The sequence below is a fragment of the Buttiauxella sp. WJP83 genome, from assembly GCF_027594725.1.
In the GTDB taxonomy this organism is placed as follows: Bacteria; Pseudomonadota; Gammaproteobacteria; order Enterobacterales; family Enterobacteriaceae; genus Buttiauxella; species Buttiauxella selenatireducens.
On record NZ_CP110080.1, the window covers coordinates 2,290,814 to 2,311,064 of the forward strand.

Sequence of the window (20,251 nt, forward strand, 5' to 3'; positions counted from 1 at the left end):
CGCGGCGAAGAGAAATATTCTCTTCTGATTTAAATTTAAGTCAATCAAACCCGCTACCCGAAACGGCCAGATTTGCTATTTGTCCTCAATTATCCTTCAAATGAAGACTTCCATTTTCCATGATCAGAACTCGATCAGCAGAAGCGAGTGTTTCTGGTCTGTGGGCGATTAGAAGAACAGGTATTCCCGTTTGACGCAGGGTTTGGCTAATGATTATCTCACTTTCCACATCCAGATGGCTTGTCGCTTCATCAAGCAACAGAAAACCAGGATTTTTATACAACGCACGGGCTAAAAGGATGCGTTGTTTCTGTCCTCCGGAAAGCCCCCCACCAGTTTCACCGAGCAAAGTTTGATATCCCATAGGCATTGCCATTATCTCTGAATCAATCAGAGCTAATCGAGCGCATTGCATCATTCGCTCATGATTGCGGTCATCATTGAAAAAAATAATGTTATCGGCAATAGATCCCCGGAACAGGTGGTCATCCTGTAATACTGTGCCGATCCGCTGGCGAACCTGGAAATAGTCAGGATGAGAATGAGGGATTCCAAACGCCTTAATCGTACCTTCCTCAGGAATATTAATGCCTAAGATCAGTTTAATCAGAGTTGACTTTCCACAACCCGACTTTCCCGTAATTGCAACAACTTCACCAGGATAGAGAGTTAAAGATACATTTTTGATAACCTGGTTATTACTCCCTTTATGACTGAAAGCTATTTGCTCAAGAGTCAAAGGTTGGGAGAGCGCTGGAGGGTTATGTTTTGATATTATCTGCGTGACATCATCAACGTTGTCATCATCAGTGGAATCGGCTTGCTTTTGCTGACCTTCGGAAGGAGACAACACAATGTCAGCCAAGCGTTCATTGTAAATATCTAACATACGCCATGAAAAAAACTTATCTGTCAGGCTACTAATACTGGAAGAAAAACGCCCTTGATAAGATAGATACGCAACAAGCATACCCACAGTGAATGTTCCATTTAGCACTTCACCTGCGCCTTTCCACAGCACAACCGCAGATACAAGGCTTCCAGTCAGAGAGTGGGCTATGTCATAGCACATGAGTAGCCTGCTCTGACGTAGCTGTGTATTTCTGCGAGTAACATTGAGGTTTAACCAGGCGGCTTCTCGATGTGCGGAAACACCATTAATTCTTATGCTAAGAATACCATTAAGGGTTTCAAGAAAATGTCCTGACTCTCTTGCGCCAGCATCCCAGGCATCTTCTGCTGATTGCCGAAGAGAGGGATACCAGATCGCCCTCAATACTCCATAAATTACCGCAGCTAATACGGCGATGAGAGTCATTCCCGGGCTGTACAGCAGCATCATCCCGAGGGATGTTATGACGAGTAGCACATCAAGAATGCCTTCGAGCACCTGTGTTGTTAATGCTTCCTGGATAGTATCAATTGCGCTGAAGCGGGCATTAATACTTCCTTTGCTCCTTGCGTCATACCACGTGAGGGGAAGTCGAATAAGGTGATGGAAAACTCTCGCTGTCCATTGCATGTTGAAATTGACAGATAAAGTAATACTTGCCCATTGGCGGGCCAGTGATAAGAGCATTTGCGTCAATGACAGTAGTAATAGCGCGATAATGATTATAGTTAACAGGCTATGGTCAGCAGCGACCAAAACCTCATCAATCACTATTTGATTTAGTAGAGGACTCCCTAATGTTATGACCTCAAGGGCCAGAGCAAAAATAATAATTTTCAACATGGAAGAGAAAAGGCCAGGCGTTCTTCCTGTCAGATGACGCAGCCTGATTTTCTTCCTTTCATCTTTTTGAATAAAGTTGCTGGAAGGTGATATCTCCAGTGCAATACCAGTAAAATGCTTGTCAACATCCTTTATCGAAAGGATGACTTTTCCTCGGTCTGGGTCATGGATGACCAATCTGTTCCCCCGAACCTTATGAAGCACGACAAAATGATTCATATTCCAGTGAAGAATACAGGGAAGGGTGAGTGATTTGAGATCGTCAGGCTCTAATCTGATGGCTCGTGAGGACAGGTACATACCAGAAGCACATTCAATCAGCCTCTGAAGTGTCATGCCCTGGGTGCTTATGTTGAAACGCTCCCGCAAGGTGGGTAAATCGGTCTGAAGGCCATGCCAGCAGCTAATCATTGCTAGACAAGCTAATCCGCACTCTGCTGATTCCGTTTGCCGAATTGCAGGTAAATGCTTTCTCCCTGTCCATTTAAGTGATTCCATCACAATTTCCCTTTAAGGCTCCAGAGAGGTTCAGTTAACCATTCCCACAAATGCCTGGTATCAAGACTGACATCCCCTTCCAGGGTCATTCCCGGTCGCAATGCTTCCTTCCTGCCATAGGCCATGATGAAAAGATGTTCTGGTTCGACAATCACACGATAGTGGCCTTCATTTTCTTTCCAGGTCACAGGGGAAACTGAAATTAAATCAGAGGGGGTGAGTGTTGTACGGCTGATTTCACGGATAGTGCCATACTGAACGCCGAATTTCTGATAAGGGAAGGCCGCAAAACGGAGAGCTACCCGTTGTCCGGGCTGAATAAAGCCAGCGTTCTGGCTGGTTGCATAGAGTTCAATCTGTAAACGGGCATTATCCGGCACCAGTGTCATGACCGGTTCTGACGCTTTAGCAGATTGCCCCTGCTTTATAAGCACAGCAGCCACCGTGCCCGATACCGGCGAAGTGAGTGTGAAATTTTCCTGTCCAGCCACTTCCAACTGTTGCTGTCTGATGCCCTGTAGTTGCCTGTCAAGCTCTGCCTGTCGGCTCTTTCCCTGCGTATTGAGATGATTCAGTTCCTCTTCTGCGGTATCCAGTAAACTGTGCAGTTGTAGAAGCTGTTGACGCTGGTTCTCGACGTTCTCCTGTGCTGCGGAGACCTCGATCTGCTTCTGCTGGTACTCGATATCTGAAACATAATGAGTGGACACGAGTTTCTGATATCGGCTCATCACGGATGCGGACAACTGTGCCTGATGTTCAGCCAGTGCCAGACGTTGTTCAGCGCTTTTTATCTGTGGTTGTAGGGATGAGATCCGCTGTAGTGTGGCTTGTTGTTGCTGGCTGTTGTCATATTGCTCCAGTGTCTGCTTTGAAGCCAGCATCGAATACTGTGTATTAAGGGACTGGCTCATGGCTGCAAGCGTGCCTCCCCCTTGACCGTTATATCGCTCACCGCTTATGTGGTAAAGAGTGTCACCTGCAGTCACATGCTGACCTTCTGAGACCATTAAACCCGTGACATATCCGGTGTACTGAGGTGTTATTTTTATCAATCCAGTTGAGGGCATCACAATACCCGACAATTGAGCTTTTCTTGTATACTGTCCAGAATAAAGAAAGGTGAAAATTAACAGCATCAAACCAATTGTGGCTGTTGCACTAAACATAAGACCTAATGAAGTTGGAATAATAATATCGCCATACCCTACATCACTTTGATGAGCTGTAGATTCATTTCTGAATAATGACATTGTTATTTTTACACAAAGAAATTTGCGGTAAGTACAAAAGCATTCATTGTTGAATGCAATGCCATAGGAAGCAAAAGTCCTTTTGTGATAACTCTGGCATAACTAAGTATCAAACCAACTGCAAATATCAGAGCATATTCAATAATGGATGTAAACTGCATATGCATGATGGAGAAGATAAGCGAAGATAAAACAGCCGGTAGAATTAAATCTTTCTTATATATAGAACAAATAAAACCAAACAAACACCCCCTGTAAAACACTTCCTCAAAAAAAGGGATGACAATAACCATTATAACCACAGGCAAAAAACCCAGATTAATACCACTCCCATCCTGCAACATCATATAACAAACTTGCAGTGCTATTATGATTGTAAGCGCAGAAAAAAATTGACGAGCAGAAAAACCAGATAAATGAAACTCTGATAACCGGCGAAAAAACACGGAGTAAGAGACGATAGCTAGTTGTAGCTCCGCAAAAAACATGACATAAAGGGAACTCTCTATACCTGAGTAACCCATTATATAAATTGGAATTGATGTTATAGCAACCGACAAGATAAAAATAGTTAAAAATATCGAAGAGGTAAAATATCCATGTGAAAAATCACTCATATCTTTAGTATACACACCCACCTACCAATGAAATAATTAAAATTGAGATTGTTACTCTGTATTGAAACCACCTCGCCAATCTTTTAGAACTGATGAGGTGGTAAAACAATAACTTGTTATCTTATCTAGTTGGATTTTAACTATGTCTTAACCAACTTAGCCATTGCTAGCAGAACATTCGAAACGACAATCGGTATTAATCTTCCACAAGTATATATAACGCTAAATATAGTAAATACTTTCACTATAATTTGAATAGCTGTAGATGCCTCTAAGAAATTTAGCATAATCACGGAATTATAAGCTATAAACATAGACAGAATCACTGCTATCGTAGTGCTTAGATATTTACTGACATTCATATTATACACCGCGAGAATAAATGAACGGAATGGAGTACCGCTACCTTTTACAGCTTCCAATCATACCTGCAACCGCAGATCCCGCACCAGCTATGCTTCTGGAGGCTACAGATGCGCCAAGCCCCATCAATCCACCAGCTATACCAATTCCACAGTTACTCGTAATATCATTATACATATTGGCTCCAGCCGCACCTGCTGCATAGTTAGGCTGAAAACCATTCGCTTGTCCGCCGTAACCGGTCCGCGCACTATTGCCACCATAGTTACTACGTTCGTTATTATCTTGTCCGTTCGCACCACCACCGCTAACTAATGCAATCTCATCAAAACTTAACTCTCTGATACTAGACATAAAAATCCCTCTTATTAGATTATCTTTGCATTTCGTACCCAATAACTATTGCATACAAAAAACATAATTAAATAGTTAGTGGTTGTAAAAATTAAAAATTAGGAATTTTCATTAGTTCATGTTAAGTCCAGAGTTCACCACAGATCCCGCAGTAGCACCTCCGTTGTGCTTCCTAGGTACGAATCTATTAAATCACTTTCTACCTCATGATACTTTCCAAGCCTTGCAACCCTAGGCCTAAAGGGTAATTAAAGTAAAAAACTGTCATAATCTATAATAATTTTCGATACCTCAACCAACCACTTTCAGTACTCTTTAAACGCCAGTTCCAGGCGGGCGATTAACGGTTTAAACAAATAGCTCAGGAATGTCCGTTCGCCGGTTTTTATCGTCACACTGGCGGGCATGCCAGCTTTAATCTTGTAGTCTCCCAGTAAATGCACGCCCTCTGTGGAAACCTGGACTTCAGCCAGATAATAGGGCTGTTTCGTGGCTTCATCTATTAATCGGTCGGCGGATATCGTTAAGACACGAGCAGGAACCGAGGGCAATAACGCATGATTGAGGGCAGGGAATAACACATCGACCGTAAGCCCCGGGGCCATTTTATCAATCGCGTGAACCGGTATTTTTGCATCGATTTGCAAAGGCTGCCCACCCGCGACGATATCCATTAAATGTTCCCCCGGCTGAATGACGCCGCCCACGGTACTAACTTTGACATCCAGTACGATCCCGTCAATGGGGGAGCGGATTTCGGTGTTATCCAGTTCATGGCGTGTCGATACCAGTTCATCTTCCAGCATGGCGACTTCTTTTTGTTTTTCCGTTAACTCGGATTCCACTTCACGCAAATATTGGTGGCGCACCTGATACGCTTTGATTTTCAATTCGTTTTGTTGTGATTTTAGCTTGGCGATATTCAGAATATCTTCTGAAACACTGCCGGATATTTCAGCAGCTTCCCGTTCAAGCACCAGTAATTGTGCTTTGGGATAGTAGTTCTTTTCACTGAGCGCTCTGATGGCACTCAGTTCTCTGGTGATCAGGTTGAACTGGTGATCCCGATAACCTTTTATTCTATTGAGATTTTCGGTTTGCCCCAACAGGCCATCGAGCGTTTCCTGAATCATGGATAGTTCATCTTCAACGTTTTTCCGACGCGTCTCAAATAACTTAGCCTGCAGGTTTCGCACTTCGGTCAGGCGTTTATTATCGGCAAATTTCTCGGTCAGGGCATTGTCGAAAGCAATAGCGTCCAGTCCATCTCTTTCCGCCAACAGACGATCTTCAACGCTTTTCGCAGAGATATATTGCGCATTTAATGCGCTGTAACGCATGTCGAGCTGCATTTTGTCCAGACGAACCAGTACCTGATTTTTTTTAACGACGTCTCCCTCTTTAATGAAAATATCGGTCACACGCCCACCGCTCAGGTGTTGAATCGTTTTGCGATTACTTGAAACCGTTACCGTGCCGTCAGCCACAACACCGGCATCCAAAGGGGCCTGTACCGCCCATAACAAGAAGCCACCGACGCCCAGAGCAATGACGATTATCCCGCGTAGGATAGGCGGCCAAATGCGTGTATCCACAGGGTCAGAGCCAGCAGCGTTATCGTTTTTATCTTTATTTTTCATCATCAGGCCTCTCGTTGCTGTTCATTACTTGATGAAGGTGCGGTTGACACGGGTTTTAAAATGTTGGCCTGGCGAAGGCTGGTGAAGACCTGGTCTCGGGTTCCAAACTCCTGAACGGCTCCTTCGTTGAGCAGTAAGACTTTATTGACCACACCGAGCAACGTCGGGCGATGCGAGATGATGACCGTGGTTTGCCCTTGTGTTCGCAGGGCATTAATCGCCTTAACCAGCGCGAGTTCACCGGCATCGTCCAGATTGGCATTGGGCTCATCCAGTACGATGAAAGCAGGGTTGTTATAGACGGCACGCGCCAGACCAATACGCTGCCGTTGTCCGCCAGACAACTGGTGTCCGCCTGCGCCGAGCAGTGTGTCGTAGCCCTGAGGCATGCGTAAAATCATCTCGTGTACACCCGCCAGAAGTGCGGCGGCCACGATAAGTTCGCTGTCATTTTTCTCAAAACGGGCGATGTTCTGCGCGATGCTGCCGTCAAACAATTCAACCTCTTGCGGCAGATAACCAATGGACGGGCCGAGTAATGCTTTATCCCACTGACAAATATCTGCGCCATCCAGGCGAACCTTGCCAGATAACGGTGTCCATACGCCGACCAGCAGCTTTGCAAGAGAGGTTTTCCCTGATGCGGAAGGGCCAATAATGCCCAGCACTTCGCCTTGTTCGAGGTGGAATGAGATATTACGCAACAGTGGCGCTTTCTGGCCGGGGGCGGCAGCAAACACGCTTTCTACGCTGATATTTCCTTTTGGTCGTGGCAGCGTCAGGATCTCTTTTGGTGCCGGGTACTCCTTCAGCAAAGTGGATAACTGGTGCCATGCGCTACGAAACTGCACAAACTGCTTCCAGCTACCAATAATTTGCTCCACCGGGTTTAACACTCTTCCCAAAATGATGGACGAGGCAATCATCAGCCCTGGGGTAATTTGTCCCCCGATCACCAGTAAGGCACCAGCTCCCAGAGCGATAGATTGCAGTAGCACGCGCACAAAGCGGCTCAGGCTGCTCAGTCCCGCGCTTTTGTCGGCGATTTGCGTCTGTAAAACCATCGTTTTGTTGTGCTGCTCCTGCCAGTGGTGTTTAAGCGTAGAGAGCATGCCCATTGCTTCAATGGTGTCGGAGTTTTGCAATTGCTTATTAAGTTTGGTGGCATTATTAACCGTCAGCGCATGAGCTTGCTGAATAGGGCGCTTGGTTGATATTTCAGAAACCAGAGTCAGGAAAAATAATACAGTAATGCCGCCTAAAGAGAGGTACCCCAATAGCGGGTGGATAATAAATGCAATAAATAAATAAAGCGGTGTCCAGGGGATATCCATGAGGGCAAATAAACTGTTGCCGGAAAGAAACTGGCGCATCTGGTCTAATTCAGCCAGTGACTGAGCGGGGTTATTTTCCCCCGTAGCCACTTTCCGCTTAAACGCTGCATTAAAGACGAGCTGGCTTAACTTCACATCCAGGCGGTTGCCGAGCCTGACCATGGTCTTGGCTCGCGCGGATTCAATCATCGCAATCACGATATATAAACCGACAATCAATAACGTTAGCATCAATAATGTTGTGGTGTTTTTACTCACCAGAACGCGGTCGTAAACCTGCAACATATAGATTGCCGGCGCCAGCATAAGCATATTAATCACACAACTAAAAAACAGCAGCATAATAAATGTGGATTTCGTTCCCTTTAATGCATTCTTCAGTTCTGTTGGCGTATGCTGGCGCGACATAGTTTTCTCCTTACGCGATCAATGAACTATTGCCATTGTTAGCGGCAAAGGTTGATGGAATTTCCAGAATAAAATCACCGATGGTGACGGTGGTTGAATTGACGCCGACTAAGGTAATCGTGTCAGCACCGATGGTGACGACAGTATTGCCACCGCTACCGGAGATCCCGACGTTTGCCGCAAAAGTAGCCGCGGTAATACCTAACAAACTCAGATCGAGGTAATCCTGTCCGCCTGCGGGTGCACTGTCGAAAGCGGTGATGCGGTCTTGCCCAAAGCTTGCGCTGAAGGCGAAGATGTCTTCCCCGGCGCCGCCATCCATGTTGTCATTACCCGTTTGACCATTGAGTATATCGTTGCCAGCTCCTCCAGCCATGACATCGGCACCTGCACCACCAATCATGACGTCGTTGCCGTTTCCACCCTGAAGGTTGTCGACGCCGTCACCACCATCCAGGAAGTCATTGCCTATCCCACCGTTTAACTGGTCGTTGCCGCCCATGCCAAACAGCGAATCATTACCATTACCGCCGGTAATAATGTTGGCGATGGCATTCCCTGTACCGATGAAATTGCCTGTTCCGGTGTACACCAGTTCTTCAACGTTATCGGTCAAATCGTAACTGTTGAGGTTGGTTCGGACGACATCCGTCCCGCCATTCGCGCCTTCTATGACAACATCACCGGCATTATCAACGATGTAAGTGTCGTTACCGGCACCACCCGTCATGCTGTCAGCACCAAGGCCGCCATCGAGTGTGTCGTTTCCGGCATCCCCTTGCAGGATATCGTTACCGGCTTCACCGAACAGGTTGTCATTGCCTGCACCACCGATAAGCAAATCGTCACCCGCCCGTCCTTGTAGGGTATCGTTGCCACCTTCGCCGCGCAGAATGTCACTCCATGCGGTCCCGTTGAGGTTGTCAGTACCGTTATTACCCACCATCAGATCGCCGACAGGCTGGGTTGTGGTAGAAGTCAGGACAACAGGGGGGTTACCCTCATCATCAACGACGGTGACGACCACCTGCAACGTCCTCCCGACTGCGGCCTGGCCTGGGGTATATGTGGCCGCAGTCGCGCCGAGAATGTTGGTAAACCCGTTCCCGTTCGCGTTGCTCATTCGCCATTGGTAGCTGAAATTGCCGCCGCTCAGGCCGTCAGCATCGGTAATACCGGAAACAACAGCCGTCAGCGTCAGACTTTCAGTAGGGGTCAGGTCATTGATGACCGGCTGCCCCAGGGTCGCCTGATTTCGTGGCACGACAGCCTGTGTTTGGCTTGAAACCAGTCTTTCCGCATCCCCCATCTGGTCATTGAAACTGGCGACCACGCGCAATGCCGCCCCCTGGGCTGTTCCCGGCACCCGGAACTCAGCCCCGGTTGCCTGATCCCGCCATTCGCCGCCGATAAAGGCCTGCCATGTCAGTGTTATTGCGGTGTTAGCGGCAATACCGTTGCCATCACTTAAATTAGCCAGGTTGACCCGCAGAAGGTCGCCCACCTGAGGTGTCGCATTGCTGATGGCGAGATCCCCTGTGGCCTGTTGTGCCGTCACCCATAGCTGCTTACCGTCGCCAAACTCCAGTTTTTCGATGTTCAGCAGGCGGTCAATACCATCATTAAGGTTCAATGCGGCGTTAGGTGTGGCATGGTCGACACGCAGACTGCCGTCTGCCATACGGGTGAAGACGTAGTTGCTGCTGATATCACGATAAACCGCAACGTCGATGTCTCCGCTATTATTCTCACGCAGGATCTCACGCACAATGGTGAGTTGGTTGGGTTTTAAGGTGCCCGCCAGCATGTAAGATTTCAGCTCATTCATGCTGTCTACACTGGTGATACCCGGCAAACCACTGACCGCAATGCGCACGTTCAGCCATGAGTCGCCATCGATGATGTCATTACCTGCTTTACCGGTTATGCGGTCGCTTCCGCCGCCACCGAGTAAAATATCGCTGCCATCATCAGGGTTAAACAGTACGGCATTCGGATCGGATGAGTGTGCAACGCCGAGAATCGCCTGTAGCCCACTAATTCGGTCAGCGCCTTCCTGGGTCAGATTATTGGAGAGTGGTACGCCCTGAACCGGTGCGGTTCCGATTGGTTGTTCGGTGCCAATCAAGATATCGTTATGCTTCCAGCCCGATAGCCCTTCGACCAGGTCGAAACGATCCCGCAGGATAAATTCCTGTTGGTTGACGAAAATCGGAATACCAAGGTCAGAGTTTGCACCGTTCGGGTCGCCTTTGTGGATTGCCCAGTCGAAACCGGCCATGCCGTTGTTGCGTTGAATACCCGCGCCCTGAACCATGATGTCGTCACCCGCTTCGCCATCGTAGTCAGTATCGTTACCCTGGCCGTTCAGTACGTCGTGACCGACAATCGTACTGTTGAAGAACAACTCCGAGTTCTCACCGGTCAGCGAGTCAAACCCGTCACCGCCTTCTAACCAGTCGTCACCTTCATTACCCAGCAGGGCATCACCACCGGAGCCCCCCAGCACAAAGTCATTATCGAGACCCGCAAAGACCTCCTGCGCATCTTCGCCCACCACAATAAAATCACTGCCGCTGCCACCGAAGACCAGATCGTTACCGTTACCGGAGAAGATGACATCGTGACCTGCGTCGCCATGCAGGAAGTCGGCATCCCCAACGGGCGTTCCGGTGTCAGTAATAATGTCATCGCCGTCACCGCCGTGAACCACGTCGGCTTCATCACCACCATCAAGGCGGTCATCGCCAGCATCGCCCCACAGGCTGTCGATACCTTTACCGCCGATTAGCGTATCGTTACCGGCAGTACCACCGAGCACCACATGGCCGTCACCGGTATATTTAAGGTAACCGCCGTCTTTTGCACCGTCGCCGTCAACATCCGTTGTGGCCTCGCGCCGGACCAACAGCGGGCTCAGCAGATCTTTCAATGGATTTCCCCATTTCGGATCGAGTTCGGTTTGCAACACACGGTTGACTTCAAAAATATGGTCCGGGGTCTGGAACAGGTTAGCGGGCAGGTGAGAGGAACCGCTATCGCCCAGGTCACTGTTGCGCATTACCAGTGCGGAGAATGAGTTCGCTTCCAGCTCATTGAGTAAGTTCAACCCCTGAACACGGCTCAGATAGTAGAATCGGTCGCCGTCTTGCAGCATTTCCATCTGCGTTTCAAAGACAAAGTTGAAGGTTGAACCGAGCATCCCACCAAACTCGTTTTTGCGTTCAGCCAGGCCACCGATCCAGAAATCGATCATATTCAGACCGGATTCTTTGGTCGCCCAGGCCCCAGTGCTGTTGAAGAAATCCATCGCATCAATAGGGGGGGCGATGCCATTTTTAATGTCGCCAAACAGCAGGAAGTTGACCGCCGCGCGCTTCCCTTCAAGGGTGGTGGCATTCAAAATCAGCTCATGCTGGCCGTAGGCAGCCATAAAGTTGATGATGGAAGCCGGATTTTTCAGGTAAGTCGTGAAATCCGCCCAACTGGTGTAAGGCCGTAACTCGCTGTTACCGGTTAACTCAAAGAACTGCTCGCGAGCCTGATTGAGCGTTGGCATTCCTGTATCACGGCCACGGGCAATGTTAAGTGCCCCTAAATCAAGCGGAAGGCCGATCAGGTTATTGCGCAGGGCATCGGTAATGAATTCATCAATTTCGTTACCGACCTGCCGGGTCATGCCGCGAACAATCGCACCGATTGCCTGGTCATCGGAAACCGTCACCCCGTTGATTTGGTTAAAGGCGACCGGATTGAGGAAGGCGGCAATCAGGCCAATATCGCCATTTTCCATATCAATATCGGTACGGGCGACCGTTTCAGTCAACATTGAGTGGCCAAAGCGGTAAACCACGTGCGCAAACTCGGCGAAGATTGCCGGATTGATGTCTGCACTGTTGGAGAAGACAAACGGATCGACCGCCGGTTGCACGGTACGAGCGAACTCTTCGAAAACGAGGTGCTGGTATTGCATCTCCGTGGTGAAACGACCTGCCTGGAATAAGTATTCACCGTTCCACACTAACGTATCGAGATTGTCTGGAATTTCCGTTATCGGGTGATTCGGCATTAACCATTGGTTAATCAGGTCAATATCACCTGTTGCCAGCAGGGTAGTTTTATACTCCTCTACCAGGCGGTTATGCTCGCTGTGAAACACTGCATGCACGGCGGTCAGGCCGATATTTTCGTTACCGCGGCCATCACCCGTAATGAAATGCCGGTCGAGCAATTCATCATCGTAGGTTCCAGGAGCCTGAACGCCACCAATCGCATCGTCGCCATCCGCCACCAGACCTTTCGGATTGGCAGTATGGGCAATGTCATCGAGGAAGGCGTGGCCGGTGCGGACGGTGTTTGGCGGCAAAACATCACCGTTGGCTTCAATCAGTCCGCCAGGGGCTGTTTCTGTCTTTGCGGTAACAATCTGTACTTTACCGTTTTCACTTAAGATCAAATTACCGTAACGGTCAGTCGCCAGCAGTGGAACATTAAATACATCCTGATCGGTCAGTTTAATTCCGAGCAAGGTTTCAGCCTGATGCTTCACATCCGCCCAGGTTGCCAGGCCACCGTTCGCCCCGCCTAATAAATTACCTGTAGGTTCGGGTTTTCCATCAATTATTACATATTCACGGATGAAGATTTGATGGGAAGGGTGAGAGGTGTAGGTTTGGTTTTGATCAATGAATGGGGTGGTAATATTTTTAGTTTCGTGATTAGCATCAACTTCTGCCCGGGTTAATATCATGAAGTTATTAGGGTGAGGATTTATATCTGAAGGTTCCTCAAATAAAGGATCGTCGGGTTGCAACTGAATGAAAACAATGCCGTTGCCCCCTTTGGGAATTAAATCCAGCCCGTGGTCAAAAAACTGACCGAAGAATGTCATCCAACCATTAAAAGCAGGAGACAGACCAATATCGGGAGAGAGGTTAGGAATGGACAAACTGCCATTTGCCGATGTTGTTCCTCCTCCGGGCGCGTCAGCCAGGCCTTCATGGGCTTCCACGGCAGCGGGGTTTTTGTTCGTCTGGTCTGAAATTAAGTTACTGATAATACGCGGGTCTGCATCTTCGACCATTCCCCCAATTTGGGTGTAACTGGTCATGTTATCCGCATCTTGCAAGTTTAATGCGGTGAGTCTTGGCATGGTCTGGTCGGCAGAACCATATAACTCCTGGCCGGGAAGGAGGTTATTCCACGAACCATCTACCGTACGTAAACCATAGGGCAATAACGGACTTGAAACGGCATCACGCAGGGCTTCGCCGTTGATACTGCCATCTGCGTTGGTTGCTCCTTCGGATATTTTGATCTGCTTAAGGATAAATGCAAGGTCGTGGAGCGTGACCGTAAAGTCATATTGTGAGGCCATAAATAATTACCCCTATTTAACTCTCAAGATCTATCTTCACTCTTTTCTGCCGCTTTGATAAAAAGGGCAGGAGAATGAACCGTTTTCTAAGAACAGGTTTTTCAATTGCTGTTGTGTGTCTAAAGTCCTTATTATTTAAATTAAATTATCGCCGTCCTGTGTTGAGTAATTCTCCATGAATATTAATTAGCAGGTTAAGTTATTTATCGTATTTGCCGTTAGAGTTACGCATGTGCACGCGGCCTCCACATTTTTAAAATGCGGATGCATTCGAGGCAAATAAGTTTTAGAAAGTGACGTTAACAATCTGGATGGTTTATTGAGGTTTTCTTCTCACATTACATTTTTGTTATGATCATAACTATGGTTTCTCCTGGTATTACTTCTCTCATACTTTTTTATTAAAATGTAAAAATGAACATATTTTGTCATATGTGTTTCACCGATCAGAGCATTTTGACTATTAGAACCTTCAATATTAAGCAGTTAAAGTATTAATATACACCCGCTTCGCGGCAAGTGATTCCATAGCCATCCAATTGATAAATAATGTTTTTTATTTGCGTGGCAAGAGGTATTGGAAGGGCGTTTATCATAAAAGTTACAAATAAGAAAAAGTCTCATTATCAATGGCCAGCGAGGCGGCTTTTCATTTCTTTACATTCGGATTTGACATAAAGACTGTTTTTATTGCGGGGTATCTTTAAATACTGATGAGGAAATAACTATTAAAGGTTATTCATCGTATTATGGAAATAGAGAGTTTTTATTGTTTCACTCATGCCCCTGATGGGGCATTTCGCGGTATACCATTTGTACACATGAATAATCGATTCAGTCAGGGATTTCTTTGGGATAATTGAAGCTTATATACTCAATTAATTTAAATCCTCTTGCGGGCGGGGTGTTAGTTCGGCCAACGTTTCAAGCCTCACCGGAGTCAACGGCACTCTTGGTTGCGGCAGGGGCCAGTCAAGCAGATAGCGCGCGGCGGTGGCACAAATTTTCCCCTGACAAGCCCCCATCCCACAGCGGCTATTCAGTTTAGCGGCGGTCCAACCCGTTTGGCGACTTATCTGTCCCAGCGTCACATCCTCACAGCGGCACAAAAAGGTGTCGGCGGCTCCCAGACTTTTCAACTTAGGGTTAAGTACAAACGTTTGGCTAACCGTAGCGGCAAAACGCTGCCATTTACTGCGTTTTTCCAGCAATGCCCGAGCGGAAGCGATATTACCGCTGGCGGCATATCCGGCAATTGCACCTTCCGCCAAAGCCAGTTCACTGCCACCCACACCCGTACATTCACCCGCCGCGTACAGATTGGTAATACTGGTTTGTTGCATATCATCGACGGCAATGGCCGCATTTTCTATTCGGCAACCCATTAACATGGCTAACTCAATATTTGCCACCAACCCGAATCCACAGGCTAATCGAGTGCAGGCTATTGTTCGAACCTTTCCACCCTGTTGGACACGGACAGCCGTGAGCCGCTGCTGGCCTTGCGCTTCCAGTACATAACTATTGGCTCGATAATGTCTGTTCATCAGACGTAATGATTGCCGCACTTTTTCGGGCCAATGCCAGAGTCCACTGGCAAAACGGGCCAGGTTTGTGACAGAAGCCTGCTCGGCCAATAAAATGACTTCACCACCTGCCTGAGTGACGCTATCGGCAACCGCCAGTAATAACGGACCACTGCCTGCAATGACAACTCGCTCACCTTGAAGCGATAAGCCATTTTTGATTTGCGCTTGCAAGCCTCCGGCCCCCGTCACGCCGGGCAGCGTCCAGCCAGGGAAGGGCAGTAACAGTTCGCGCGCGCCGCAGCATAAGATTAAACGTTGATAGTCGATAGTCCCGCAACCTCTGTCATTCTCGTACAGGAGCTGCTGTGGCCCGCTTTGTGCCACAATTTTTGTGCCACTGAGCAAGGTGACGTTATCCAACGCCGTAATAGCTTGTCGATAAAACTGCGCGAGCGTGGGTAATACGGCCGCTGGCCCATCACGCCAGATTTGTCCGCCAGGACGAGGATTGTCATCCAGCATCACTATGTGTTTCTGGGTTTCGCTTGCGGCCAACGCGGCGGCCATCCCGGCTGGGCCTGCACCGATAATCAATACTTCGCAGCGCACGTTATTCATTTATTCCCACTCCTTTCGATTTTCATCCCGCCCTGGCATAAGGTTTGGCAAGCCAGCCGTTGTATGCCATCGATGATGACCCGACATTCCTGACACACGCCCATGCCACAAAAAGCCGCTCGCGGTTGCTGGCTGACGGACATCCGGCAATAATCCTGTCCGCTTGAGCTGATGGCTGCGGCTACGGTGATACCTTCCTGTACCTGATAGGGAAGCCCGGCGATGGTTAAGGAGATCAATTTCATAAGAGGGACTCTTCTGTGGCGAACATACGCGCAGCGAGATAAGGGGTGTCATCGATAGCTGTGCGCTGTTGTTGAATTTGTGCCACGATAAGTGCTGCACTTCCCAACGCCGTGGTGACGCCCAATCCTTCATGCCCGAGTGCCAACCAAAGCCAGGGGTAAGCAGGATGGGGACCGAGCAAGGGTAGCCCATCGGCTGATGCGGCCCGAAATCCCGCCCAGCAGCGGATGATGCTCATTTTTGCGAGCCCAGGCAGGAAATCGGTGGCGCGTTTGAGCATGGTGGCAAGCAATGGCATGTCAATGGCCGGGTCGAGCGTGTCAAACTGGCGTGAGGAGCCGATCAGCAATTGCCCGGTCGGACGAGCCTGAACGTTAAAGGCCACCGAGGTGCCATTTGCGGCATGCGCGCTGGCTCCGTAACCCAACTCCACCAATTGGTGCTTCACCGTATGCGGGTAGCGATCGGTGATGGCCAGTTGGCCTTTTTTCGCTCTGAGTAGCGGAGTTGGCAAGAGTTTATCGGCTTGTAATCCACAGGCGAGCGTGATCACCGGCGCGCTAAGTCGCTGTCCGCTGGCTAAAACCACAGCCTGCTGTTCTAACGCGACCACTTCACCATAGACCCGCTGTACGGCTTCACCCGCGTCTTCAATTAACCAGCGAGCGGCATTCGGGGCATAAATAATACCGTCACCCGGTACGTGCAAACCGCCCGCTAATCCACCACGCAGCATGGGTTCAAGCTGTGCAACCTGTTGTGAACTCAGAATTTCACTGTTCACACCGAATGCCGCCATCCGTTGCTTTTTAACTTCCGCAATGGCCATTTCTTCCGGCTTTTCCGCGATCCACAGCGTGCCGCAGCCTTGCCAGGCACAGTTGTCGGGCATACGATCTACCACGCCGAGCCACAAATTCAGGGAGTAGGTGCTCAGCGCCAATTCTGCGGGATTGTCATCCATACAAACCAGATGACCCATACCCGCTGCGGTGGCGCCAGGGCGTTGGTCGTCAACGAGTAACACCCTTAACCCTTGCTGTGCTAACTGCCAGGCGCAGGCAGCACCGATAATACCCGCGCCAATGACAATCGCATCGGCGGTAGCCATTAACGGATCCCCCATGCAAAAGCATCACGCTCATCCAGCAAAAGTTGGCTATCAGCGCAGACAAAAGCCTGGCCGCGAATAAAAGGTGTCACGCGGTTACCCGTATTGGGCTGGTAATATCCGCTGAATTCACTGCCGATCACACTGGCCTGTCGCCATACTTCACCAGGCTGTAATTTACCGTCAGCGGCAAGGCACGCGAGTTTGGCGCTGGTTCCGGTGCCACATGGCGAGCGGTCGTAAGCTTTACCTGGGCACAAGACGAAATTGCGACTGTCAGCTTGTTCATCGGCACAGAAGAGCTCGATATGATCGATGATCCCGCCGTCTTCACCGTAGATCCCCGCGTTTTCTAACGCCTGTCGTACCGCCCAACTAAAGGCGGTAAGGGCTTCCAGATTGTTTGTGTTAATAGCCAGATGATGGTCGCTGATGAGAAAGAACCAGTTTCCTCCCCATGCAATATCGCCGGTTACTACGCCATAGCCATCGACCTGAACAGCGACCTGCTGACGGTAGCGCCAGGCGGGGACATTTTCGATAGTGACGCTGCCATCGTCATGCAGCGTGGCGCTTACCGTGCCGACCGGGGTTTCAATTTGGTGTACGCCAACACTGATGTGACCCAGGTACGCCAGAGAAGTGATTAACCCAATGGTGCCGTGGCCGCACATACCCAGATAACCCGAGTTATTGAAAAAGATCACCCCGGCTGCGGCCTCGGGTGAGCAAGGTTTGCAGAGCAAAGCCCCGACTAAAACATCGTTGCCACGGGGTTCCAGAATGATGGCGCTGCGCCAGTCATCATACTGTTGGGCGAAGAGCGCTTTACGCTCAGCCATGCTGCCGTTACCCAGGTCCGGGAAACCATCGATAATCAGCCGGGTAGGTTCACCGCCGGTGTGGGAATCGATCGCGCGTAATGCGATGAAGGGGGATGCAGGTGTCATCGGAGTCTCTCAATGGTTAATTAAATGTTACCAATGACGGTAGACTGACCGAAAACGCGCTATCACGGCTTGACCTGTTTCGGCAAAGGAAATGCCGAAATTAGCACAATGCAAAAATTTGCGGCAATCCGCATATTCAATACAACGCGCTTGATAAGTTAACAAAAAGTTAATATTGATCCAATTGAGTTAAAAACAACCCACTCTGGCCATTCGCGGGAAAAGGTATTTCTATGCGATTAACCCAAAGCTTTAATGCTCCTACGCTGACTTCCTGCATCGCTGAGCAGGAAGCGGAAGAGTCCTTTGCTGTCGATCAACTCAAACTGCTCTGTGATGGCCTGGCGCAACAGCGCCCCAGTTCGTTACGGAGTATGTTGAATTCACTGGCATTGATTGCACCGCTACTTAACGCCATTCCCAATGTGGTGTTCTTTATCAAAGACCGGCAGGCGCGCTATCTGCTGGCGAATCTCACATTAGCCAAACGTTGTGGTTTTAAAACGGTGACGCCGCTGTTAGGTAAAACCTCGGCAGACGTGTTCCCGACGCAGTTGGGTTCAGGCTACACCGAGCAAGATCTTCGGGTGTTACAGCAGGGAGTGCAGATTCAGGATCAGCTTGAAATGCACCTTTATAGCGGCCGCGAAACGGGCTGGTGTCTGACGCAAAAGCTGGCGCTGTATGACCGGCAGGGCAAGATTATCGGTATGGCCGGGATCTCACATGACCTGCAGGAAGCGAAAGCGAACCATCCTGCTTATCAACGGTTGGCAGCGTTGGATATTTATATCCGTCAGCATTACGACAGGCCGATTGCGATGGACGAATTACGCACGCTGACCGGGCTTTCCGTTGCGCAAATTGAGCGCTACTGCAAACGTATCTTCCACCTGACACCGCGTCAGATGATCCACAAAGTTCGCCTTGAGAAGGCCACTGAACTGCTGGCAAGTGACTTGCCTATTACCGATATCGCCATACAGTGTGGCTATACAGACCACAGCGCTTTCAGCCGCCAGTTTAAAGCCATGACCGGCGCTACCCCTCGCGATTTTCGTGCCACGTTAGTTCCCTAATCACTTGAAGTTATTAGTTTTATGATGCGGCTGCGTCAGAGGTTTTGCTGCGCGCCGCCCTCTATCATTATGCCAATTTCGTCCTCGCATTCGGTGAAAACCGTCAAGCCGCTACTGAGAATACAGGTCAATCTGTTATCGAAAATTCACCAAATGTTAACCATCAATTAACAATTCGAATAACAGGAAAAAAACGATGAGCCATAAAGCGATTAACTGGAGTGGTGTGTTCCCTGCGGTCAGTACTCAGTTCCGCAACGATTTTTCTCTGGACCTGGATGCGACCCATGCGGTGATTAAAAACCTGGTCAAAGACGGAGTCTCTGGCCTGGTGGTATGTGGCACGGTAGGTGAGAACACCTCAATGACCACGCAGGAAAAACTGGCGGTGATCGAAGTGGCGAAAGACGCCGCGCAAGGCAAAGTGCCTGTGATCGCAGGGATTGCCGAATTTACTACCGCCTTTGCGCAGAACATGGCGCGTGAAGCGGAAAAAGCCGGTGTTGATGGCGTGATGGTGATGCCCGCTCTGGTTTATTCTTCGAAACCGCATGAAACGGCAGCGCATTTCCGCAGCGTGGCCAGTGCCACCGATTTGCCTATCATGGTCTATAACAACCCGCCTATTTATAAAAATGATGTGACGCCAGACATCCTGACCTCGCTGGTCGATTGTGACAACATCGTCTGTTTCAAAGACTCTTCTGGCGATACCCGTCGCTTTATCGATTTACGCAATGCGGTTGGCGATCGCTTCGTGCTGTTCGCAGGCCTGGACGATGTGGTCCTGGAGAGCCTCGCGGTGGGTGCAGAAGGGTGGATCTCGGGCATGTCCAATGCTTTCCCACGCGAAGGGGAAACCTTGTTCCGCCTGGCGAAGCAAAAACGTTTTGAAGAAGCGCTGGCTCTGTACAGCTGGTTTATGCCGTTGCTGCATCTGGATGCGCGCCCGGATCTGGTGCAGTGCATCAAGCTGTGTGAAGAGCGTGTTGGCCGTGGCAGTGCGGTGACCCGTCCGCCACGTTTGGCATTGCAGGGTGAAACGCTGAAAGAAGTGACGGCGATCATCGATACCGCCCTGGCAAACCGTCCGACTCTGCCAGACGTTGGCCTCTAATCAACCCTAACGGCCCGGGATT

Annotated in this window: 13 protein-coding genes; 2 read left to right on the forward strand and 11 right to left on the reverse strand. The window is 49.3% G+C overall.

Annotated features, from left to right (window positions below):
* Positions 1-85 precede the first annotated feature (85 nt).
* The 11 genes from OH773_RS10695 to OH773_RS10745 form a co-directional block, all read right to left on the reverse strand.
* Positions 86-2,233 carry a peptidase domain-containing ABC transporter gene (locus OH773_RS10695; RefSeq protein ID WP_270145554.1) on the reverse strand — a complete coding sequence of 716 codons (2,148 nt, stop codon included), beginning with the start codon at positions 2,231-2,233 and terminating at the stop codon, positions 86-88.
* On the reverse strand, positions 2,233-3,486 hold the full coding sequence (locus OH773_RS10700) for an HlyD family secretion protein (RefSeq protein ID WP_270145556.1): 1,254 nt from the start codon (positions 3,484-3,486) through the stop codon (positions 2,233-2,235). Before OH773_RS10700 ends, OH773_RS10695 begins: the two co-directional genes overlap by 1 nt.
* A gap of 8 nt (positions 3,487-3,494) precedes the next feature.
* On the reverse strand, positions 3,495-4,118 hold the full coding sequence (locus OH773_RS10705) for a CPBP family intramembrane glutamic endopeptidase (RefSeq protein WP_270145558.1): 624 nt from the start codon (positions 4,116-4,118) through the stop codon (positions 3,495-3,497).
* A gap of 387 nt (positions 4,119-4,505) precedes the next feature.
* Positions 4,506-4,820 carry a hypothetical protein gene (locus OH773_RS10710; protein ID WP_270145560.1) on the reverse strand — a complete coding sequence of 105 codons (315 nt, stop codon included), beginning with the start codon at positions 4,818-4,820 and terminating at the stop codon, positions 4,506-4,508.
* A gap of 305 nt (positions 4,821-5,125) precedes the next feature.
* The gene (locus OH773_RS10715; RefSeq protein WP_333482181.1) at positions 5,126-6,460 is read right to left on the reverse strand and encodes an HlyD family type I secretion periplasmic adaptor subunit; all 1,335 of its coding nucleotides are present in this window, start codon (positions 6,458-6,460) and stop codon (positions 5,126-5,128) included.
* 2 nt (positions 6,461-6,462) lie between these two features.
* Entirely contained in the window at positions 6,463-8,202 is a 1,740-nt protein-coding gene (locus OH773_RS10720) for a type I secretion system permease/ATPase (RefSeq protein ID WP_270145564.1), read from the reverse strand.
* Positions 8,203-8,212: 10 nt separating this feature from the next.
* Positions 8,213-13,579, reverse strand: a complete 5,367-nt coding sequence (locus OH773_RS10725) for a peroxidase family protein (RefSeq protein WP_270145566.1) — start codon at positions 13,577-13,579, stop codon at positions 8,213-8,215.
* A gap of 878 nt (positions 13,580-14,457) precedes the next feature.
* On the reverse strand, positions 14,458-15,726 hold the full coding sequence (locus tag OH773_RS10730) for an NAD(P)/FAD-dependent oxidoreductase (RefSeq protein ID WP_270145568.1): 1,269 nt from the start codon (positions 15,724-15,726) through the stop codon (positions 14,458-14,460).
* Positions 15,723-15,971: a (2Fe-2S)-binding protein gene (locus tag OH773_RS10735; RefSeq protein ID WP_270145570.1), complete on the reverse strand. Its 249-nt coding sequence runs from the start codon at positions 15,969-15,971 to the stop codon at positions 15,723-15,725. The genes OH773_RS10730 and OH773_RS10735 overlap by 4 nt, the downstream gene beginning before the upstream one ends.
* Positions 15,968-17,083, reverse strand: a complete 1,116-nt coding sequence (locus tag OH773_RS10740) for an NAD(P)/FAD-dependent oxidoreductase (protein WP_270145573.1) — start codon at positions 17,081-17,083, stop codon at positions 15,968-15,970. The genes OH773_RS10735 and OH773_RS10740 overlap by 4 nt, the downstream gene beginning before the upstream one ends.
* A complete protein-coding gene (locus tag OH773_RS10745) occupies positions 17,083-18,033 on the reverse strand; it encodes a 4-hydroxyproline epimerase (RefSeq protein WP_270145575.1) in 951 nt (316 codons plus the stop codon). Before OH773_RS10745 ends, OH773_RS10740 begins: the two co-directional genes overlap by 1 nt.
* A 233-nt stretch (positions 18,034-18,266) precedes the next feature.
* Between OH773_RS10745 and OH773_RS10750 the strand changes: the two genes are divergently transcribed.
* Both OH773_RS10750 and OH773_RS10755 read left to right on the forward strand, forming a co-directional pair.
* Positions 18,267-19,112, forward strand: a complete 846-nt coding sequence (locus OH773_RS10750; protein ID WP_270145577.1) for an AraC family transcriptional regulator — start codon at positions 18,267-18,269, stop codon at positions 19,110-19,112.
* Positions 19,113-19,308: 196 nt separating this feature from the next.
* The gene (locus OH773_RS10755; RefSeq protein ID WP_270145579.1) at positions 19,309-20,229 is read left to right on the forward strand and encodes a dihydrodipicolinate synthase family protein; all 921 of its coding nucleotides are present in this window, start codon (positions 19,309-19,311) and stop codon (positions 20,227-20,229) included.
* Positions 20,230-20,251: the final 22 nt, after the last annotated feature.